The following is a 19,859-nucleotide window of genomic DNA, read 5'->3' on the forward strand; positions in this document are numbered from 1 at the left end:
TCGTCCCGTGGTCGCTCGCGCCGTTCTCTCGCGCAGTGAGACGGTACCCCGGGAACGAGCCGTCACCGGGCCGAATCGCCGGTCCCCCTCTTCGGCCCTCCGGAACGTCCCCGTCCGTTCGACCGCTCGTCGAGAGCGATCGTAGCGTTTGGAACTGTTTGCACGCCCGATCGCACGCCGCCTGCCGATCGGGTTGTACTGACTTACAACGGCGGCGATAGCCGTACTCAGTCTTCCAACACGTCGTCGGACCCGTCGGGACAATTAGTATTCGGAATCACGTGGATTGCCGCCGGGGGAATCGATACCCGAACCGTCGTCTCTGGAGCGAGCGGTCCCCCATCCACGCCGTCACGGACGGACGCGACGAGCGTGTGGTCGGTACCCGAAATCGACACCAGCACTCGCCGGTCGTCGCCCTCGTTCAACACCCGGCTGACGGTGCCGCGGAGAGCGGTGCCGTTCTCGGTCGCCGAGTCCGCGAGGCTCACCCCGACCCGGACGGGACGGACGCAGGCCCACACGTCCGGCGGCACGTCCTCCTCGACGCGCGCCTCGACCGTCGCGTCGCCGATTCGGAGTTCGACCGACGCACCGTCCCCGTCGGGTACCGTCGCCGGTAGGACGTTGTCGGTGCCGGTAAATCGGGCGACGAAGGGTGACTGCGGACGGTGCAGAATCTCGTCGGGCGGGCCGACCTGCTCGACGCGCCCGTCACGCAGGACGGCGATCCGATCACCGAGGACCGTCGCGGCGCGTCGGTCGTGGGTGACGTAGACGACGGGGAGGTCGAGGGCGGCAAACAGGTCGTGGAGTTCGTCGCGGAGGCGACGCGCCGTCGGTGCGTCCAGACTCGACAGCGGTTCGTCGAGGAGGAGGCAGTCGGGGTCGGCCGCGAGGGTGCGAGCGAGGGCGACCCGCTGGCGTTCCCCACCGGAGAGTGCGCCGGGGCGGCGGTCGAGGGCGTCACGGATCTCGAACCGTTCCGCGAGTTCCTCGACGCGCTCGTCGGTCGTCCCAGTGAACGAGATGTTCTGTCGAGCCGTCAAGTGTGGGAACAACGCACCGTCCTGAAACACGATGCCGGCCCGGCGCTCCTCGATGGGGCGGCCGGTGAGCGGTCGGCCGTCCAGCGAGACCCGACCCGCGTCGGGGGTGACCGTCCCGGCGATGGCGCCGAGAAACGTCGACTTCCCGCTCCCCGAGGGGCCGAGCACCGCGAGGGTCTCACCGCCGACCGACAGGTCGACCGGGCCGAAGTCGAACCCGTCGTAGGACTTCCGAAGTCCGGTCACGTCGAGGGTCATTCGAGGGGGTTGGTACCGAGCGTTTCGAGGACGACCAGCGTCGCGACGGCGAGGCCGACGAGGACGACGGCGATGGGGAAGGCCTCGTCGAGGCCGAGCGTCGTGAAGGAGACCCAGATTTGGACCGGCATCGTCCGCGGGTAGTACGCGAGCATGATCGTCGCGCCGAACTCGCCCATCGCACGGGCGAACGCGAGGGTGATGCCCGCGAGAATCCCCGGCCAGGCCAGCGGGAGCGTCACGCGTCGCACGGCCGTAAACCGCCGCTTCCCGAGCGAGCGCGCGGCGTGTTCCAACCGCCGGTCAACACCTTCGATGGCCGCCTTCGACGTGACGACCACGAACGGCGAGGCGACGAACGTCTGGGCGAGGGCGACGCCGGCGAGCGACCGCGTCAGCGGCACCCCCGCGGTGGCCGCGGCGCTCCCGACGACCGTGTTCGGACCGACGACGGTCAACAGGACCATGCCGCTGACGACCGGGGGGAGGACGAGCGGCAGGACGACCACGGCGGTGAGCAGGGTGGGCAGACGGCCGTCGGTCCGCGCGAGCCAGTAGGCGAGCGGGAGACCGAACGCCGTCGCCAACAGGGTACTCGCGCCCGCGCCCAGCAACGAGGTCCGCGCGGCTCCGATCACCGCCGGTGCGGTGAGGCGCGCGAAGACCGCACCGGGTGGCTGCGCGACGACCAGTGCGAGCAGCGGCACGAGGTAGTAACACAGCAACACCGCCCCGAGGAGAAGGGTGACGGAGAGCCAGTCGAAGCGGCCGGCCACGCGCTCAGTTGGCGATTCCATCGGGGACGTCTCCGGTGTACGTCGGATAGTCGTCGGGCACGACGAAGCCGAACTCGTCGAGGTACGTCCCGTTCGTCAGCCGATCGAAGACGCCCCGGACCGGCGCGGCGTCGTAACGGACCGTCCCGCCGTAACTGATCGGGGCACCGGCCACCAGCTTCCCGCTCGGGAGTTCGTAACGGACGGTCGCGTACCGATCGGCGAACCGGGGCGTGCTCAGGTCGACCTCCGGCGGCAGGGACACGTAGTCGTACCCCCGCTCCTCGGCCATGCTGCGGTAGGTGACGGCGGCGTCGATCGACCCCGTTTCGAACTGGCTGACGAGCTGTGTCTCGGGGTAGATCTGTTCGCGGCGGGGGATCGCCTCCCGAAGGTCGGTCTCCAACCCGTAGTACTCGCTCGCGAGTTCGAGGACGAACAGGGTGCGGTAGCCGAGCGGATCCAGATCCGGGTCGGTGCGGCCGAGCGACACTGCGCCCGAGAGGAGCGGGCGATACCAGCGGTCCGGAGCGGCCTCGGCCAGTCGTCGTCCGCCCGCGTCGTCGTCGTCGTAGGCGACGACGAGGGCGTTCGTCGCGAACTCAGCGTACCACGGCGGATGGAGGGGCCCGTCGAAGAGGGCGACGTCCGCGAGCGCGACGACGTCCGGATCCTTGCTCTCCCCGGCGACGAGTCGGGCGACTTCCGCCGAGCCGTGGGCTTCGACCTGCAACCGCGCATCCACCCGCGGTCGGAGCCCGTTCTCGAAGGCGTTGTTCAGGCTGCCGGCGGCGAGCACCGTCACGGACGGTGGTGGATCGCTGGTGCGGCCCCGCCCGAGACAGCCGCCGACGCCGACGCCGCCGACCGCCGAGGTGAGCAGTGCGAGTGCACCGCGACGGTCGACCGATTTCGACGCCATAGGTTGACTTGTATCGGTTGAAATAAAGGCTTATCTCAAAGAGATTCGGTCGACCACCATAGTCACGGCCGCGTCGACGACGCTGACGGAACGGCAAGTGGAGGTGCTCGAACTGCGCGGAGCGGGCCACACACAGCGGGAAGTCGCGGAGATGTTGGGGACGACGGACTCGAACGTGAGTGCCATCGAACGGGCCGCCGAAGGGAACGTGGAGAAGGCCCAGGGAACCCTGGAGTTGCTCCGGATGATTCGCTCACCGGTCCGGTTCACGGTAGCGACCGGCGCCTCGTTCGACGACGTCGTCGACCGGGTGTAGGAACGGGGCGACGAGACGGGAACGAAACTCGCCTACTGTCGGCCGGAGCTCTACACCCACCTGTTCGGCCATCTGGAGGAGTACACCACCAGAAACAGACTGGACACCGCGGTCGAAATCGGCCTGATCCGCGACGGCGACGTGACCGTCTTCGTGCCGGACGCGGAGGGCTGATCCCCCTTTCGGGATCGATTCGTGTCCACCCTGTGGCGGCGGTGACCGTCGGTAGTCGTTGCACGTCGCCGCACACCAGGTCGACCGAGCCTACGCACCACGACCCCGCGGACTCCACTGTCGTCTCGACGTCGTGATACCCCGCAGTCGCGAACGTCGAAATCTGTGCAGCGGCTGTTGGATGCTGAGTGTGGGCCGGGACCCCGTCGTCTTACTCAACGCAACAACTCATCGTCGACGTGTCGCGGCGGAACGCCTGACAGGCGTGCTTGAACGCCTCTGAGAACGTCGGGAACGGGTGGATCGTGTCGATGATGTCGTCGACGGTGAGGTCGAACTTCACGGCCAGCGTCGCCTCGGGGATCATGTCGGCGGCCCGCGGCCCGACCATGTGGACGCCGACGATTTCGTCGGTTTCGTGGTGCGTGACGACCTGCACCGACCCACGCGTGTCCTCGACGGCCTTCGCCTTCGGGACGTCGTGCATCGCCACCGTCCGGCACGTGCAGGTGCCGTGGTCGTCCCTGTACTCGAGTTCCGTCGTTCCGACTGCGGCGACCTCCGGGCTCGTGAACACCACCTTCGGGACGGCGTGGTAGTCGACGGTCGCGCCCCCGTCGTCTTCTCGCGGGGTCCGCCCGCTCGCACGACCAGCGGTGCGTCGCTCCGTGCTGTCGAAGGCGTTCCTGACGGTGTGGTTGCCCTCCTTGGCGGCGACGGTCTCCAGCATCGGCTCGCCGATGCAGTCTCCGGCCGCGTACACGTCTGTGTTCCCAGTCCGGAACTCGTCGTCCACGACGACGGCGCCCGATCCGTCCGTCTCGACGCGGATCGCGTCCAGTCCGATATCGTCGGTGTTCGGGGTGACGCCGGTGGCGACGAAGAGGTCGGCGGCCGTGAACGTCTGCGGGTCGCCGGCGACGGTGGTCTCGACGGTGACGTCGTCTCCCGTCTCGTCGTCCTTGGAGACGCGCCGGACGTCCACGTCCGTCTGGACGGTGATCCCGTCCGCCTCGAAGCACCGCTGGAGTTCGCGTCCGAGCTGGCTCTCCATCCCGGACAGGACGTTGCTCGACCGCTGGAGGATCGTCACGTCCGTCCCCATGTGATGGAGGATCTGGCCCCACTCCATCGCGACGTATCCAGCACCGATCATCACGATGCTCTCGGGGAGGTCGCGGCGGTCGAGGATGCTCTCGCTTGTCTCGTAGTCCACCGAGTCGAGACCGTCGATGGGCGCGATTCGCGGAGAACTACCGGTCGCGACGAGCGCCTTCTCTCCGACAATCGTCGTGCCGGCGTCGGCGCCGTCGACGACTTCGATAGTGGCATCGTCGCCGGACTGTGTCCGGCTGCCGGTGGAGCTCTGCTCCGCCTCGTCGCCGGACTGTGTCCGGCTGCCCGAGGGACTTCGTCTCCCGCCGTCGACGAAGCGGCCGTATCCCTCGTAGATGTCCGTGCCGAAGTGGTCCGCTACGTCGACGTAGTTCTGTTCGCGGAGCGCTGCGACGATTTCGTCCTTCTCGTCGATGGCCGTTCCCCAATCCGTGGCGGGCTGGTCGTCGTCGTAGTCGACGGCGCCGAAGGGATTGTTCGGCGGCTCGTGGGCCGTCTTCCCCACTTCGAGAAGGTGCTTGCTCGGGACACAGCCGACGTTTACGCACGTTCCGCCGAGTGGCAGTCCGGTGTTCACCATCGCGGTCGAGAGGCCACGCCGGTCGGCCTCCGTGATCGCCGCAAAGGCCGCTGCACCACCGCCGAGAATCGCGAGATCATACGATCGGGGGGTGTCATGCTCGCCGATAGTTGGTAACGCGAAGGTATTATACTGCGGAGTCCAAAGCTATGGAGTAAGTTGGAGGTCTCGAAGTAATGGCAGACGCTACTTCCTCACCGGCGCCGACGTGTGACGTGGACGGGACGTGTTACTGTCCACTGACGGGCGTGATCACCACACTCAGTCGAAAGTACGCGATGCAGTTGGTGAGCATCATCGGCGCCCACGATTCGCTTCGCTTCGCCGAGATCGAAGCCCACCTCGCGAGTGCCAGTACCTCGACGATCTCGAAGCGATTAGACGAATTCGAGGCGGCGGGGCTGGTCTCGCGCACGCAGTACAACGAGATGCCGCCGCGCGTGGAGTATGCGCTGACGGAGGACGGTCACGAACTGCGCGAGCGTCTCGAACCGCTGCTCGAATGGGCGTCGGAGACCGACGACGCCCCAAAGGACGATTCGGACACCTAGTCTCCCTCGAAGCGTCCGTTCTGTGACGTCCTTCGGGGAGACGAATACGCGGACCAGACGGAGCAGTCAGCTACGCTCAGCTCTCCGTGGATCGGGTAGCAAACCATTAGGGAGTCGTATTCGTACTCTCTCGTAGTATGTACGAGGACATCCTCCTTCCGTTCGATGGAAGTGACGGGGCTGCGGCGGTACTTCATCACGCTGCCGAAATCGCGCACTGGGCCGATGCCACAATCCACGTCCTCTTCGTCGCTGACACCACACGCGATAGTGTCACCGTCGTGGAAACGCAGGTGGTCGACGCACTTGTCCAAGAAGGCGAGGACACCGTCGAGGAGGCGGAGAAAACACTGCGCACGCTCGATGTAACCTACGATTCTGACGTCGTCCAGGGGAATCCGGCGCCGACGATTGTCGAGTACGCCGAGCGGTACGACCACGACCTGATCGTGATGCCGACACAGGGTAGAACGGGTGTCTCACGGTATTTCGTCGGGAGTGTCTCCGAGAAAGTCGTTCGCCTGTCTTCCGTGCCGGTTCTCACGGCCCGGATGCAGCCCGACGAACAACTGACCTTTCCCTACGAGAACGTCCTCGTTCCAACGGACGGGAGTGCCGGAGCGACTACCGCTGCGGAGCACGGCCTCTCGCTTGCGGCGGCTCTCGATGCGACCGTCCACGGTCTGTCCATCGTGGACGACTCCGTCCTCGGTCTGGACGTTCGATCGACCACGTCGGGACGGGAGAACGAACGAGCCGCAACCGATGCCGTCGATGACCTTCTCTCGGAGGCAGAGACACACGGCGTCACCAATACTGTACGGCACGTCGAACACGGGACACCCGTCGAAGGAATTCTCGACTACGTGGAATCGAACGACATCCACGCTATCGTGATGGGAACGACGGGGAGACGCGGGACTGATCGAATACTGCTCGGGAGCGTCGCGGAGCAGACTGTCCGCGCTGCACCGGTTCCCGTCATCACCGTTCGAGGAACGAAGTAGCGTCGGTGAGTGCCCCCGTTACTGTCGGCTCTCCGTGCGTATCGACTCCGAGATTCGGACCTCCGCCACTCTACTGGTTCAACTGACTTCTGTCACCGCTCATCACGCTCGACGTCGACGAACTCGCCACGAGCGAAATCGCGGTGCCAACCGAGGAGTTCGGTGCACTGTCGGCGACGGCGTGTCGAGGAGAACCGAACACCCCTCACCGCGACGGGCGTCCTCGAGGCGGTGATGGGCGAACTCGAAGACCAACTCGATGATCGGGCCACTGTCCGACCTATACCCTTTTGAAACGTCGAGATGATGTCTCGACGAAGGACGATCACTACCGGTTCGAAAGTGACTCGTACGCGCCGGAAAAGATGATGGTGGGAATTGTCACCTAATGGTTGATCCAACGACTGCGCCTCTCAGTGAGCTCATATTACATCTCCTCCTCGCGGCTGGCCTCGGGGCGCTCATCGGTCTGGAACGGGAACAGAGCGAGTCGGGCGGATCGTTCGCCGGGAGTCGGACGTTTCCCCTGATCGCGCTCTATGGGGCGCTCGTTCAGGGGTTCTTTCCGTCCGTGCTTCCACTCGCTGTGGGAACGCTCATCGTGCCACTCACCGTCGCGTACGTCGGGAAGATCTGGTACGAGAGCGATATCGGTCTGACGACGCTCGTGGCCGCCCTCCTCACGGTCGTTCTGGGTGCAATAGCCATGCACTCCGACCGCGGTGCGCTCATCGCGATCATCGTCGGCGGTGCCGTCACGGTACTGCTCTCGGTGAAAGATCCGATACACGAGTTCGCCAATCGGATCGAAGAAAGCGAACGGCGGGCGTCGGCGAAGTTCATCCTCGTCGTCCTCGTCGTCCTCCCAGCGCTCCCCAACCGATCGCTCGACGCCCTCTATGGCCTCAATCCGAGATTCATCTGGTTGATGGTCGTCTTCGTCACCGGTCTCGGATTCGTGGCGTACGTGCTTGGACAAACGCTCGGCCCCGAACGAGGGATCGCCCTCACTGGAATCGTCGGCGGGTTCGTCTCGTCTACGGCAACGACGGTCTCAATGGCGGAGAAGACGACCCAGAACGCGACGCTCTATCACGTCTGCGCCTTCGCGGTCGTCACCGCGTCCATCGTGATGTTCCCCCGAGCACTCATCGAAATCGCGGTCGTCAACCCCGATCTGCTCTCGAGTGTCGCACTGCCGCTGGGAGCGATGACCGTCGTCGGTGCGGTTGCTGCCGGGGTGTTGTACTGGCTGACTGCGTCCGACGAGACGGTCGAACCGGACGAGCTCAAGAATCCGTTTCGCCTGCGTCCTGCCCTCCTCTTCGGGGTCATATTCGCGGCCGTGTTGCTCGTCTCCGAATACGCCAACGAGTGGTTCGGGGCATCGGGAGTGTACGCGACGGCGTTCTTCTCCGGGCTCGCCGACGTCGACGCGATGACGATCACGTTGAGTCGACTCGCAGCCGAAGGGGCAGTCTCGACGGAGGTCGCCACGACGGGAATCGTCATCGCGGCCATCGCAAACACCGTCGTCAAGGCCGCGTTGGCGTGGGCTCTCGGCACCTACAGATTGGGCCGGCTCGTGTCGATCGTACTCGGCGTCGTCGTCCTGAGCGGTCTGGTTTTTTTGGTCGTGTGAACTACCCACACGCCCACCGAGATCACGTCGACCGCCATCTCGCAACGTTGCGGGGGCAACTACTTCACGTCCTACCGACATCGTGCGGTGATCAGTCTTTGCGGTTCGATAGCTGCTTTTCGACCGATAGTAGCGTTTGGAACTGTGTACACACCTGATCGTACGCTGTCCTACGATCAGGTGTGCGATGACTTACGAACGCTACGATAGTACCAGTCACCGGTTCCCCGACCCTCGTATTCGATGACTGCTTCGACAACTGTGAATCCAGACGGGGGAAAGAGCAGTGGAGCAACGAGCTAGGAGATTCCGATCCAGATCAGAGGCCTCGACGAGAGTCGAAATACCGTATCACTGCTGTGAGTGCTACGACCACACGGAGCGGTATCACCGTCAATAGACCAGTTCCAATCATGAACAGTGCGAGGAGCTTCGGAAGAAGCGACGTCAACAGAACGCCACTCAGGCTCGAACACGTCCCGCATAGCAGGAATTCCCCCCTCACGGCGTAACCTTTGTACGCCTGCCATGAGGCTGTAGAGACAGAATACTGTGGATTCGAATGTCGACGAGATACTGACACGAGGGCGTGAATCCGGTCCGTTAGTCGCTGGCGCTCTCGTCTCTCTGCTCCTGTTCCTGTTCGCGGTTCAGTTGCTGGGTGCGTCCACAGCGGCCGCGGCCGCTCCGCTCGAACGGGTCTTCAGGCGATACGTCGCCGGGAGTGGACAGGCCCTGGGTGCAAGCTGGCTCGCCACGTACGTGCTCACCAACGGATCAGTAGTAGCGGCCCTGTCCGTCTCGCTGTTCAAGACCGGGATCCTCACGGCCTCACAGCTGTTCCTGATGCTCGCTGGCTCACGCCTCGGGGGCGCCGCTATCGTACTCCTGATCGGGATGCTGGACTACTTCCAGAAGCGGCGCTATTCGTTCGGTGAGGCGACCGAGTTGGGGATCCTGACCTTCCTCCTGTCCCACTCGATGTATGTGCCGGCGACCGTCCTCGGGTATCTCCTGTTGCCGAGACTCCAGACGGGATTCGGAGCCGTCAGTAACCGAATCGAACTCTCGTTTCACCCGCTGGCGGCCTTCGATCCGGCGACGGGAGCCGTCGTCGATACCGTCGGCGTGGGTCTGGCACTCGTGATGGCCGTTTTCGTGCTGTTCGGCAGCCTCACGCTCTTCGATCGGGTACTCAAGCGGATCGACACCGAATGGCTCCGCAAGCGGTTCTTTCGCCGATTTCAACACAGATGGACCTCGTTTGGACTCGGTATCCTCATCACCGGCGTGACGACCAGCGTTGCGTTCTCGCTGGGGGTCGTCGTCCCCCTCTACAATCGTAACTACATCAAACGGGAGGAGATCGTTCCCTACGTTCTGGGGGCGAATATCGGCACCTTCTTCGACACGATCGTCATCGCTGTGCTTCTGGAATCCCCACAGGGCGTGGCTATCGTGCTCTCACTCGTGGCCGTCGGAACGGTCATAACGGTCGGAACACTGGTTCGATTCTCGACGTACTTCCAAGCTGTCGAGACAATCCAAACCCGACTCGTTACTGATCGTCGATACCTGGCCGGGTTTCTCATCTCGTTGATTGTCCTCCCGATACTTCTGGTCCTGCTCCCGATCTAATTCTGCGGCCGAGACAGTCCGTTCTATCGGGAGGGGGCCGCCAATACGAGTGGTGCCTCCCATTCCGCAGGCTCAGTTGCCCCCGAGCCTATATGTGGATTTGACACGCATCTCTACGTATGGCCTCCGTCGACGAGGTGCTCGTTGCGTACGATGGGACCCCGCTCTCGGAGAAGGCGCTGGCGCACGCGCTCGACGTGTACTCGGATGCATCGATCACCGTCCTCCACGTCATCGACTACATCGAAGAGAGCTACACCGCGAAAGCACTGGTCGGGGACGAAACGCTCCGGGAACGGGCCCGAGATCGGTCGGCAGAACTGCTCACCGAGGCCGAGGCGAAGGCAGCCGAGCACGACCGGGTGGTTACGACAGCAAGCGAGGTCGGCAAGGCCGCAGACGAGATCCTCGAGTACGCAGACACACACGGCATCGACGTGATCGTCATCGGAAGCCACGGACGCTCGGGTGTCGCTCGAATGCTCATGGGTTCGGTCGCTGAAACGGTGATGAAGCGTGCATCAGTGCCTGTGACTGTCGTCAGGTGACCGCAAACTGTGCCCCCAGATTCACCCCTGAAACGGCGAACCACAGGTGGAACATACCAAACATCCGGGGGAGAATCCACTCGCGAGACACCATTTTGTAATTGAGGGTTGAACGAACACGCATGAGAGTGCTCGTCCCAATTGACGGCTCAAAATGTAGTTTTCGCGCACTGGAGTTCGCTACTGAGTTCACCTCACGGTTTGAGGGCTCGCTTCACGTCATGCACATCACCGATTATGATGGGGAGGCAAAGCAGGACCTCCTGGACCGGGCGAGGACCGTGCTTGCGGAAGCCGGTATCGAAGACGATCCAGAAATCATCCCGATAACACAGATGGCCGCCCCTCGCTATGCTAACCGAGTTGGTTCATTAATCCTGGAGGTAGCTGCCGATCGAGACTACGATCATGTCATCATGGGTCATCACGGTACCGGACGTCTCGGTCAGGCGATCATGGGTAGCGCCGCCAAAACCGTTGTCGGTGCGGATGAAATACCTGTAACCATCATTCCGTAAAGCGGCCCCACGTTGACACTCGGTTATAAATCTCCTGTACAGACCATCATCAAGCACTCGATTACGGCTCCCTTGACCCACCGAGGACGAGCCCTAACGATAGAGGGGAGCGCTCTCGATCTGGCTGGCGGGCGAGTACTTCCGATAAACCATCAGTATCGAACCGACCTGTTGATTTTTGCATTTCCTCATCGTATTGACAACGATGCCCCGGATTCCGGATCTCAAGTCGATCACAACAGAGGACGAGTACATCCACGTCCGGTATCGGGAGCCAGACCAGTTCGATCAAATTCGGACACCAGACTGGGCGGACCGTGTCTCCGATTCCGTCTCGAAGGGGAGCGAGGTGCGGATGGGGAAGCGGGACGACACCGATGAGTGGGTAGTCCAGTCTGTGTTGATCAAGAAAAACGTGGGTGAAGAAAAAGCCCGTGAGCAAGCCGACAAAATTATCAGAGAGGTCGAATCGTGATCGGATGCTTCGTCAGTCGTGGTTGTTGAACCCGACTGGGAGACCCACTCAGAACATCTCTGCCGGATTGAGATCGCACAGAGATACCACCAAGCGGAGGTGCTACCTCGGAAACAGGACAATGCTACATACAAAACAGGACATCTCTAGTCTCGCCGAGTACCTCCACAAAATATCGATTCGCCATAGAGGACCGCCTTCATTCGATTTCTAACCCGCCACCGCTTTCGGCGTTTCCGGCTTCGCCATCTTCAGCCCACTCTATCTCGAACTCGATACTCAGCTCACCAGGACTATCGGTCGGTCCTTCGCGCTCGGCTTTCACCTCGAACGTCGGTTGGGCAGAAGGTGTCATCGTCACTGACTGCTCGCCGGCGGTTAGAGTGATGTCGCCGCCGGCATCGAGTTTGTCTGCGACTCGACGAAGATACGACGCGATCTCTTCTCGACTCTGGAATCCCTCTGATTGAAAGAGGACTTCTTCGGGCATACGATATCTCGTAGGACCCACAGACGGATAAGTGGGGTCCGAATACCCTTGGCAGTCGATGGCAGTCAAAGTGGTCTACAGCTGTGATGATATCGAATCTTTTTGTCATCACTCTACGAACTCACAGTTGTGAACCTCAGCAAGGGGTTTGTCCTCGCCCTCGTCGTCACCCTCCTCGTACTATCGACCATGCTGATCCAGCCGTTTCTCCAGTACGTCCTCGGTGCCGTCCTCCTCGCCTACGTGCTCTATCCGCTGCAGATCCGTCTCGAAGCGCACGTGTCGCCGATGGCCGCCGCACTCTCGCTCGAAATTCTGGCAGTTGCCGGATTCGTCGCGCCGTTCGTGGTGATCCTCGCGACGGTCGTGGGTAGTGCTGACCGGATTCTCCAAAATTTCGACACTGATCCGGTGCAGATCGAGGTGGTCGAATCCCGGATCGAGGAACTCACCGGACAAGAGGTCGATATCGTCGGCGAACTCGTCAGCTCAGGGCGGGAAATCGGGACGATCGTATTCGAACGGTCGACCCAAGCGTTCGGGACGATCACTTTCCATCTCATCGGGATCGCGTTGGCACTCTTTCTCGTCTACTACCTTCTCAAAGACGGCGACGACCTGGTCAACTGGCTTCACCGAACGGTCCCCCTCCCGAGGGACATCCAGCGCGACCTCTCCGCCGAGATCAACGACGTGATGTGGGGCGTTCTCTTCGGACACGTCTTCGTCGCCATCGTCCAAGGGGTCGTCGCCGGAACCGGACTCGTCGCCACTGGCGTTCCCAATGCGCTGTTCTGGACGGCCGTCATGATCGTTCTCGCGATGGTTCCGCTCGTCGGTACGATCCCCGTCTGGGGTGGGGCGGTGGTCTACCTGTATCTCACGAACGAACCGCTGCTCGCCGTCGGATTATTCGTCTACAGCGTCATCGTGGTTGGGCTCACCGACGACTATCTCCGTCCATTCGCCGTCGACAGGTACGCCAAACTCAATCCTGCCGTCATCCTCCTCGGTATCCTCGGCGGGGCGTATGCATTCGGGATTATGGGACTGTTCTTCGGTCCCGTCGTCCTCGGGGCACTCAAAGCCGCTCTCCGCGTCGGCTTGGACAACTGGTCCCGGATCGACGAGAGGGACGTCAGCTGACCAACCGTTCGAAATCAGTCGAACGACAGAGCTTCGAGCCTTGTCCCCCAGTTCGGCGTGCCAAATCGGCGTCGCAACTCCAGAACGATCTGTCCGGCGCCGAGAGGGAGCAGACTCATCCCGAGCACCACCAGCCAGCTCTCGAGGCCAATCGGTGCGGTGCTCAGTGCCAGCGAGACCCCGGGCAGATAGACGGTGCCGATCACCAGCAGGGCCGACAGGCCGAGTGCACCCCACACGTACGCGTTCTCGGTGACTTCGTTGCGCACGATTCCCGACGTGAGTTCACGCATGTTGAACACGTGCCAGAGCTGGGCGAACGCCAGCGTGAGGAACGACATCGTGACGACTTCTTCGGCCCCCATACCGTCGGCGTACATACCGCCCCCGATGACGAATGCACCGATCGTCGCAACCGCGATCATCGTCCCATATATCCCGAGTTCGGTCCAGTGTGTTCGAGTCAGGATCGGCTCGTCGGACTCCCTCGGCGGTGTATTCATGATATCCTTGCTTCCCCCACACGCCCCAAGGGCGAATGCCGGGAAGATGTCGGTCACGACGTTGAGAAAGAGGATCTGTAGGGGGAGCAACGGCAGTGGGAAGCCCAGTAGCGCAGCGATCAAGATGGCCAGCAGTTCGCTGAGGTTGCAGGACATGAGATACAACACGAACTTCCGAATGTTCCGGAAGATAATCCGCCCTTCCCTGATGGCGTGATAGATACTCGTGAAGTTATCGTCCTGCAGGATCATATCCGACGCCTCCTGAGCCACTTGCGTCCCTCGCTGGCCCATGGCAACGCCGATGTCGGCCCGCTTCAGCGCCGGCGCGTCGTTGACCCCGTCGCCGGTCATGGCCACGATCGAGCCGGCTGCCTGGTGAATTCCGATCAGGTCGAGCTTGTTCTCCGGGGCGACCCGCGCGAAGACCGACGCGTTCACGAACCGCTCCATCTCGTTCTGGGACAGGTTCTCGGGGTCGTCGAGTTCGCTCCCCTGGATGACCTCGTCGTCCTCCGAGTCCATCAGCCCGACGCTCCGGGCGATGTTTCTGGCCGTCCCGGGGTGGTCACCGGTCACCATCACGATTCGCAACCCCGCGTCCAGGCAGTTCTCGATGGTCGATTTGACCTCTTCGCGTGGTGGGTCGATCATCGCAACGAGCCCGAGCAGCGAGAGATCTTCGTAGGGCGGAGCCTCCGTACTCTCTACGTCCTTCCTGGCGAGGGCGAGAACGCGTAACCCGTCTTCGGCCATACGCTCGCTCTTCTGGATCCACTCTTCTTTGTCATCTTCCGAGAGGGGGTCGGTGCCGTCGCCCGTCACGAGCCGGGTTGACGACTCGACGACCGCTTCCGGTGCACCTTTCACGGCAACCTTGTATCCCCCACCCACATCATGATAGGTGGCCATCATTTTGACGGACGGGTCGAAGGACACCTCCCGAGCCTCGGGCATCGACCCGAGGAGTTCATCCCGGTCAATGCCGCCCTTCAATCCCGCTATCAGGAGCGCGGCCTCCGTCGGATCACCCGCTACAGTGGTCCCGTCGTCTTCCTCGGTCACGGAGGCGTTGTTACAGAGGACACCTACCTCTAGGGCCTCCTGCATGGCTGGATCCCGTGGCTCATCTCGCTCTCCGCCACCGTGCTGGAACGTCCCCTCGGTGTCGAGTCCGGTCCCGGTGACCGCGACCGATCCGTTCGCCAGTTCGTACTCGGCGACGGTCATCTCGTTCTCCGTCAGCGTGCCCGTCTTGTCGGTACAGATGATATTCGTCGAGCCCAGTGTCTCGACGGAGGCGAGGTTGTTGATCAGGGCGTTGCGATCCGCCATCCGCCACATCCCCCGCGCGAGCACGAGCGTGGCGACGACCGGCAGTCCTTCCGGAATGGTTGCGATAGCCAGTGCGATGGCCGTCTCGACCATCAGGTACAGATCCTGACCTCTGAGCCATCCCGACACGAGGACGATCGCGGCCACGACGAGCAGGAACGGAACGAGCTTCCGCCCGAGGTCGTCGAGCTTCTGCTGGAGCGGCGTCTTCCCCTCGATTTCTCCCTGCAGCGACGCCGAGATCTTGCCCAGTTCCGTGTCCATCCCGGTAGATACGACGATCGCTTCAGCAGTCCCCCGCGTCACGCTCGTGCCCTTATACAGCATGTTCTCTCGCTCGGCGAGGGGCACGTCTTCCCCTAAGACGTCACTCGTCTTTCCGACGGGAACGGACTCGCCGGTGAGCGCCGATTCGTCGACCTGGAGCTTGGAGGGCTCGATCACTCGCAGGTCGGCCGGAACGACGTTCCCGGCGTTGAGGAGCACGACGTCTCCCGGCACCAGGTTTTCGGCGGACACTTCCTCGACCTCTCCACCCCGGCGAACGCGAGCCTCGATCTCGGTCATCTCCTGGAGACCCTCCATCGACTTGATGGCCCGCATCTCGGTGACGAACCCGATGAGCCCGTTGATGAGGAGCACGACGAAGATGGCGATCCCCTCGATGTTCTCGTTCAGTGCGAAGGCTGCCACTCCTGCCACCGCCAGCAACAGGACGATGAAGCTCTTGAACTGGTCGACCAGAACTCCCGACCAGTCCCGCTGCTCCGCTTCGCGCAACGCGTTCGGACCGACCCGCTCGCGCCGTCTTTCGGCTTCGCCCTCGCTCAGTCCCTCGTCTACAGAAACCTCGTAATGAGCGACGATCTCGTCAGACGATGTGGCCCAGGGCGCTTGAATCCGGTGTTCGTCCATTTCCAGCGGAGAGATCCCTGTGAGTAGTCACGGTCGATAACAGTAAAAAAGGCGGTGTGAGTCACACCCGACGATCTCCGGCCACGACAGAGGAACGGAGGCGAGAACCGTACTACTATGTCGGATCCACAAGAATTTACTCCCGGTTGGGTTGTGACGACCGCACTGCACGCCCCCGTACTGGCGCCGCTAGCACTCCTCCAGCAGCTTCCCGTGCAGCTGCCGGTTTCCGTCGACGTACTCGTGGTTCTTGGAGTCGTCGTCGTCGCGCTCGTTTTGTTCATCTTCCAGCCGGTTTCGATCGACACCACCGCGATCGCCCTGATGGTCGTGTTGATCCTGCTCGGTCCCTGGACCGGAGTCTCCCCCGAGGAGGGGGTGTCGGGCTTTTCGAATCCCGCGACACTCACGGTGCTGGCGATGTTCATCCTCAGCGAGGGGGTGCGACAGACCGGCGTCATTCAGATACTCACGCGAAAGATGGAGACGTTCGCGGGCGACAGCGAGTTCCGCCAACTCCTCGCGACGGTCGGGCTGGCTGGCCCGTCGGCGGGCTTCGTCAACAACACGCCCATCGTCGCCGTGCTGATCCCCGCCGTCACGGACCTCGCCCGGAAGACCGGCACCTCGCCGTCGAAGCTGCTCATCCCGCTCTCCTTCGCCGCGATGCTGGGCGGGATGCTCACCGTCATCGGCACGTCGACGAACCTGCTCGCGAGCCAGATCTGGGCGCAGGTCGGCGGCCCGACCGCGGAACCGTTCTCGCTGTTCGAGTTCACGCAGCTCGGTGCCGTGGTGCTGGCCGTCGGTATACTGTACCTCCTGACGGTCGGTCGGTATCTCACGCCAGCCCGGATCACCGCCGAAGGGACCCCTACGGACCAGTTCGGCATGGCCGACTACCTCACCGACCTCGTCGTCGCCGAGAACTCCGATCTCGTCGGCTCACGAGTCCGAGAGGTACGACGCGGCGAGCTCGATTTGGACGTGTTCCAGATCGTTCGCGACGGCCGCAGCATCGTGCGCGGCCTTTCCAGCGAGCGAATCCGCGCCGGCGACGTCCTCTCGGTCAGAGCGAGCCAGGAGACGCTCGAACAGGTCATCGGGGACGAACACCTCGATTTCCTGCCGGAACTCCTCGACACCGCGGCGGACGGGGACGAACTGCTCCCCGAGGGATTCCTGCCCGAAGACCACGCGTGGAATCAACCGTGTGAGACGTCCGATCCGGACACGAACGGCGACGAGGGCACCGAAAAAGCGAGTGACGTCGGGGACGAAATTTCGCTCACGGAGATCGTGTTGCTCCCCGGGGCGTGGTTGAACAGACGGAACGGCGTTGCCGGATTCGAGCGTGACTACGACGCGACCGTGCTTGCCGTCCGCCGGGGGAACGAAGTGATTCGACAGCGCCTCCGGGACGTGCGCCTGCAGGGCGGTGACGTGTTGCTCGTCCAGACGAGCGAGGACGTTCTCGACCGACTCCGGGATGACAGCAACATCGTCGTCTCCAGTGACGGACGCTGGGAGGAGTTCGACCGGACACGGATTCCCATCGCACTGGGCATCGTCGCCGGCGTCGTCGGCCTGGCCGCGCTCGAATATCTCCCGATCATGGTCAGCGCGCTCACCGGCGTCGTCGCGATGCTCTTTTCTGGGATTCTCCGACCCGCAGACGCCTACGAGGCCGTCGACTGGGACGTGATCTTCCTGCTGGCCGGCGTCATTCCCTTGGGGATCGCGTTCGAAGCGTCCGGCACGGCGGATCTGATCGCGGCGGGAATCGCCACCGAGGGGACCGTGCTGCCGCCGCTCGCGATGCTCGCGGCCTTTTACCTGGGGACCGCGATCATCACGGAGATGATGAGCAACAATGCCAGTATCGTGTTGATGCTCCCCATCGCCGTGGAGGTCGCTGGTCAACTCGGTGTCAACACCTTCGCGTTCGCTCTCGCGGTGACGTTCGCCGCCAGCACGCCGCTACTCAGCCCCGTCGGCTACCAGACGAATCTCATGGTCTACGGCCCCGGCGGGTACAAGTTCACCGACTTCGCCCGCGTCGGGGCACCGCTACAGCTTATCCTGACCGTCGTCACGACGGCCGGCATCGCGTTCTTCTGGGGGCTGTGACGACACCAAGACTCCGATCAGTACAGGCATCGGGAGTCGTGTGCTGCAGTCGCCTCCTATGAATCCCTCACACGACAATGGGAGATTTTGCCGGTGACGCCCGGCAGTCAACACGGGACTGAGAGCCGTACGGACGGGTAATCCGTTACAGTCGAGACGGTCCTCGACCGCGAGTCGACGGAGGATCGTTCCGAAACGGTGACAGCTACCCCGGCCCGGGCAGTCGAGACTACACCGGGTTTATCGGGACTCTAATGCATGGTATCGAACGAATCAGAACGCAGACTCTGATTCAGATTGGCTCACGAACGGTCGTTCTGTCGTATTATCAACCATCTCGCTGATTTTCTGGGACCACCGATGGTGTTGCCACCCAGAAGTTCGCGCTGGCCTCGGACTGATTCACTATCAGTTTGAGACGATTCACCCGTTTCTCGATGGGAATGGGCTCGGGCGGTTGTCGATCAGTCTCCTCCTGCAACGTGAGGGTCTCTTGCCCGAACCGCATCTCTATCTGAGTTCGTATGTCAATGCACGACGTTCAGAGTACGTCGGGCAGATGAGGCCCCCAGCGTGCAAACTTGCTAATTGATCCCCGTGTAGACTATCAACAGCGCTACCAGAGCGAGCGGTCTGAGAACGTCCTAGAAGTAGTCATGCGGGTCTTCGAAGAGCCGTACCTCGACGTGAATACGGTGGCCGAGTGGCTGGATGTCGAGTACAGTACGGCCAACCGACCGATCGGACAGCTCGAAGAACTCACCGGCAAAAAGCGGAACCGGTTCTACCGGGCGAGCGAAGTCTTCGAGATAATCAACAAGCCGATCGACCAACTCTGAAGTACCGAGCAGACGGGGTTTGAGTCGTAAGCATTGAGACAGCCGGTCTAACGACAGCACCGGACCAACTCTATATAGCGATATACAGTTTATCCGTCGCCGTACAAACGCGCCGGCGAAAGTCAGCGGGATGTCATGTTCCCGCGGTCGGTCGGTTTATGCCCACCTTGGCCCAATCGGAAGCCATGTGCGGACGGTACACCCTGTTCACTCCGGCCGAGAAGTTGGCGGCGCGCTTCGGGACGACGGTACCGGATCTGGAGCCGCGGTACAACTGTACGCCAGGGCAGTCGCTGCCGGTCGTGACCGGTGCGGAGCCGGACCAGCTACAGGGTCAGCAGTGGGGCCTGATTCCTCCGTGGGCCGACGAGGCGTCGACGGACCTGATCAACGCCCGTGCGGAGACGCTGAGCGAGAAGCCGAGTTTCGTTGACTCATTCGAGCAGCGCCGCTGTCTCGTGCCGGCGGACGGGTTCTACGAGTGGGTGGACCGCTCGGCGGGAAAGCAACCGTACCGGGTGGCCTTCGAGGACGACCGGCCGTTCGCGATGGCCGGCATCTGGTCACGGTGGGAGCCGCCATCCCGTCAAACCGGACTGGGGGAGTTCGGCGGCGGAGACGTGTCGACCGACCCGGAGCCGGTCGAGTCGTTCGCCATCGTGACGACGGAGCCGAACGAACTCGTCGCCGACCTGCACCACCGTATGGCCGTCGTCCTCGGCCCGGAGGCGGAGTCGACGTGGCTCCACGGATCCGCCGGGGACGCCGCGGAACTACTGAAGCCGTACCCGGCCGAGGAGATGACTGCTTACCCAGTCTCGACCCGAGTGAACGACCCGCGAAACGACTCGGCGGACCTCGTGGAACCGGTAGAGGCGTAGTGTGACGTGTGCGAACACACGCCGTCCGGAAAAATTGTATTTGTGGGAAC

At 62.7% G+C, this 19,859-nt stretch carries 19 protein-coding genes; 13 read left to right on the forward strand and 6 right to left on the reverse strand.

Annotated features, from left to right (window positions below; translation table 11 throughout):
* Positions 1-227 precede the first annotated feature (227 nt).
* The 3 genes from V8686_RS12815 to V8686_RS12825 are packed head-to-tail and all read right to left on the reverse strand — an operon-like array spanning position 228 to position 3,005.
* The gene (locus V8686_RS12815) at positions 228-1,307 is read right to left on the reverse strand and encodes an ABC transporter ATP-binding protein (protein ID WP_379704734.1); all 1,080 of its coding nucleotides are present in this window, start codon (positions 1,305-1,307) and stop codon (positions 228-230) included.
* Positions 1,304-2,104 (reverse strand): ABC transporter permease, encoded by an 801-nt coding sequence (locus V8686_RS12820; RefSeq protein WP_379704736.1) that lies wholly within the window; start codon positions 2,102-2,104, stop codon positions 1,304-1,306. The genes V8686_RS12815 and V8686_RS12820 overlap by 4 nt, the downstream gene beginning before the upstream one ends.
* Complete coding sequence (locus V8686_RS12825) at positions 2,088-3,005, reverse strand: extracellular solute-binding protein (protein WP_379704738.1); 918 nt, start codon at positions 3,003-3,005, stop codon at positions 2,088-2,090. The genes V8686_RS12820 and V8686_RS12825 overlap by 17 nt, the downstream gene beginning before the upstream one ends.
* An 82-nt stretch (positions 3,006-3,087) precedes the next feature.
* Between V8686_RS12825 and V8686_RS12830 the strand changes: the two genes are divergently transcribed.
* Positions 3,088-3,321, forward strand: a complete 234-nt coding sequence (locus V8686_RS12830) for a Tfx family DNA-binding protein (RefSeq protein WP_379706576.1) — start codon at positions 3,088-3,090, stop codon at positions 3,319-3,321.
* 385 nt (positions 3,322-3,706) lie between these two features.
* Here the strand turns inward: V8686_RS12830 and V8686_RS12835 are convergent, their stop codons facing one another.
* Complete coding sequence (locus tag V8686_RS12835; RefSeq protein ID WP_379706579.1) at positions 3,707-5,299, reverse strand: FAD-dependent oxidoreductase; 1,593 nt, start codon at positions 5,297-5,299, stop codon at positions 3,707-3,709.
* A gap of 68 nt (positions 5,300-5,367) precedes the next feature.
* On the opposite strand from V8686_RS12835, the gene V8686_RS12840 reads away from it, so the two are divergent.
* The 7 genes from V8686_RS12840 to V8686_RS12870 all read left to right on the forward strand — a co-directional run bounded on the left by V8686_RS12840 (position 5,368) and on the right by V8686_RS12870 (position 11,570).
* Entirely contained in the window at positions 5,368-5,742 is a 375-nt protein-coding gene (locus V8686_RS12840; protein WP_379704740.1) for a winged helix-turn-helix transcriptional regulator, read from the forward strand.
* 137 nt (positions 5,743-5,879) lie between these two features.
* Positions 5,880-6,749 (forward strand): universal stress protein, encoded by an 870-nt coding sequence (locus V8686_RS12845; protein ID WP_379704742.1) that lies wholly within the window; start codon positions 5,880-5,882, stop codon positions 6,747-6,749.
* A gap of 388 nt (positions 6,750-7,137) precedes the next feature.
* Complete coding sequence (locus tag V8686_RS12850; RefSeq protein WP_379704744.1) at positions 7,138-8,391, forward strand: MgtC/SapB family protein; 1,254 nt, start codon at positions 7,138-7,140, stop codon at positions 8,389-8,391.
* A gap of 552 nt (positions 8,392-8,943) precedes the next feature.
* Positions 8,944-10,029, forward strand: coding sequence for a sodium:phosphate symporter (locus tag V8686_RS12855; protein WP_379704746.1), 1,086 nt, complete (start codon positions 8,944-8,946; stop codon positions 10,027-10,029).
* A gap of 119 nt (positions 10,030-10,148) precedes the next feature.
* Positions 10,149-10,577 (forward strand): universal stress protein, encoded by a 429-nt coding sequence (locus V8686_RS12860; RefSeq protein WP_379704747.1) that lies wholly within the window; start codon positions 10,149-10,151, stop codon positions 10,575-10,577.
* A gap of 122 nt (positions 10,578-10,699) precedes the next feature.
* Positions 10,700-11,095, forward strand: coding sequence for a universal stress protein (locus V8686_RS12865; RefSeq protein ID WP_379704748.1), 396 nt, complete (start codon positions 10,700-10,702; stop codon positions 11,093-11,095).
* 205 nt (positions 11,096-11,300) lie between these two features.
* A complete protein-coding gene (locus V8686_RS12870) occupies positions 11,301-11,570 on the forward strand; it encodes a hypothetical protein (RefSeq protein ID WP_379704750.1) in 270 nt (89 codons plus the stop codon).
* 199 nt (positions 11,571-11,769) lie between these two features.
* Here V8686_RS12870 and V8686_RS12875 read toward each other — a convergent pair whose 3' ends face one another.
* Complete coding sequence (locus V8686_RS12875; protein ID WP_379704752.1) at positions 11,770-12,060, reverse strand: amphi-Trp domain-containing protein; 291 nt, start codon at positions 12,058-12,060, stop codon at positions 11,770-11,772.
* Between the two features lie 129 nt (positions 12,061-12,189).
* Between V8686_RS12875 and V8686_RS12880 the strand changes: the two genes are divergently transcribed.
* Complete coding sequence (locus V8686_RS12880) at positions 12,190-13,206, forward strand: AI-2E family transporter (RefSeq protein WP_379704754.1); 1,017 nt, start codon at positions 12,190-12,192, stop codon at positions 13,204-13,206.
* A 14-nt stretch (positions 13,207-13,220) separates the two neighbouring features.
* On the opposite strand, the gene V8686_RS12885 is transcribed toward V8686_RS12880, so the two are convergent.
* On the reverse strand, positions 13,221-15,959 hold the full coding sequence (locus V8686_RS12885) for a cation-translocating P-type ATPase (RefSeq protein WP_379704755.1): 2,739 nt from the start codon (positions 15,957-15,959) through the stop codon (positions 13,221-13,223).
* 153 nt (positions 15,960-16,112) lie between these two features.
* Here V8686_RS12885 and V8686_RS12890 point away from each other — a divergent pair, with 153 nt between their 5' ends.
* The 4 genes from V8686_RS12890 (at position 16,113) to V8686_RS12905 (ending at position 19,809) form a co-directional block, all read left to right on the forward strand.
* A complete protein-coding gene (locus tag V8686_RS12890; protein ID WP_379704757.1) occupies positions 16,113-18,089 on the forward strand; it encodes an SLC13 family permease in 1,977 nt (658 codons plus the stop codon).
* 421 nt (positions 18,090-18,510) lie between these two features.
* Positions 18,511-18,681 (forward strand): hypothetical protein, encoded by a 171-nt coding sequence (locus V8686_RS12895; protein ID WP_379706582.1) that lies wholly within the window; start codon positions 18,511-18,513, stop codon positions 18,679-18,681.
* A 64-nt stretch (positions 18,682-18,745) separates the two neighbouring features.
* The gene (locus tag V8686_RS12900) at positions 18,746-18,928 is read left to right on the forward strand and encodes a hypothetical protein (RefSeq protein ID WP_379704759.1); all 183 of its coding nucleotides are present in this window, start codon (positions 18,746-18,748) and stop codon (positions 18,926-18,928) included.
* A 185-nt stretch (positions 18,929-19,113) separates the two neighbouring features.
* Entirely contained in the window at positions 19,114-19,809 is a 696-nt protein-coding gene (locus V8686_RS12905; protein ID WP_379704761.1) for an SOS response-associated peptidase, read from the forward strand.
* Positions 19,810-19,859 lie beyond the last annotated feature (50 nt).

This window comes from Haloplanus litoreus, from assembly GCF_045690335.1.
Lineage (GTDB): Archaea > Halobacteriota > Halobacteria > Halobacteriales > Haloferacaceae > Haloplanus > Haloplanus litoreus.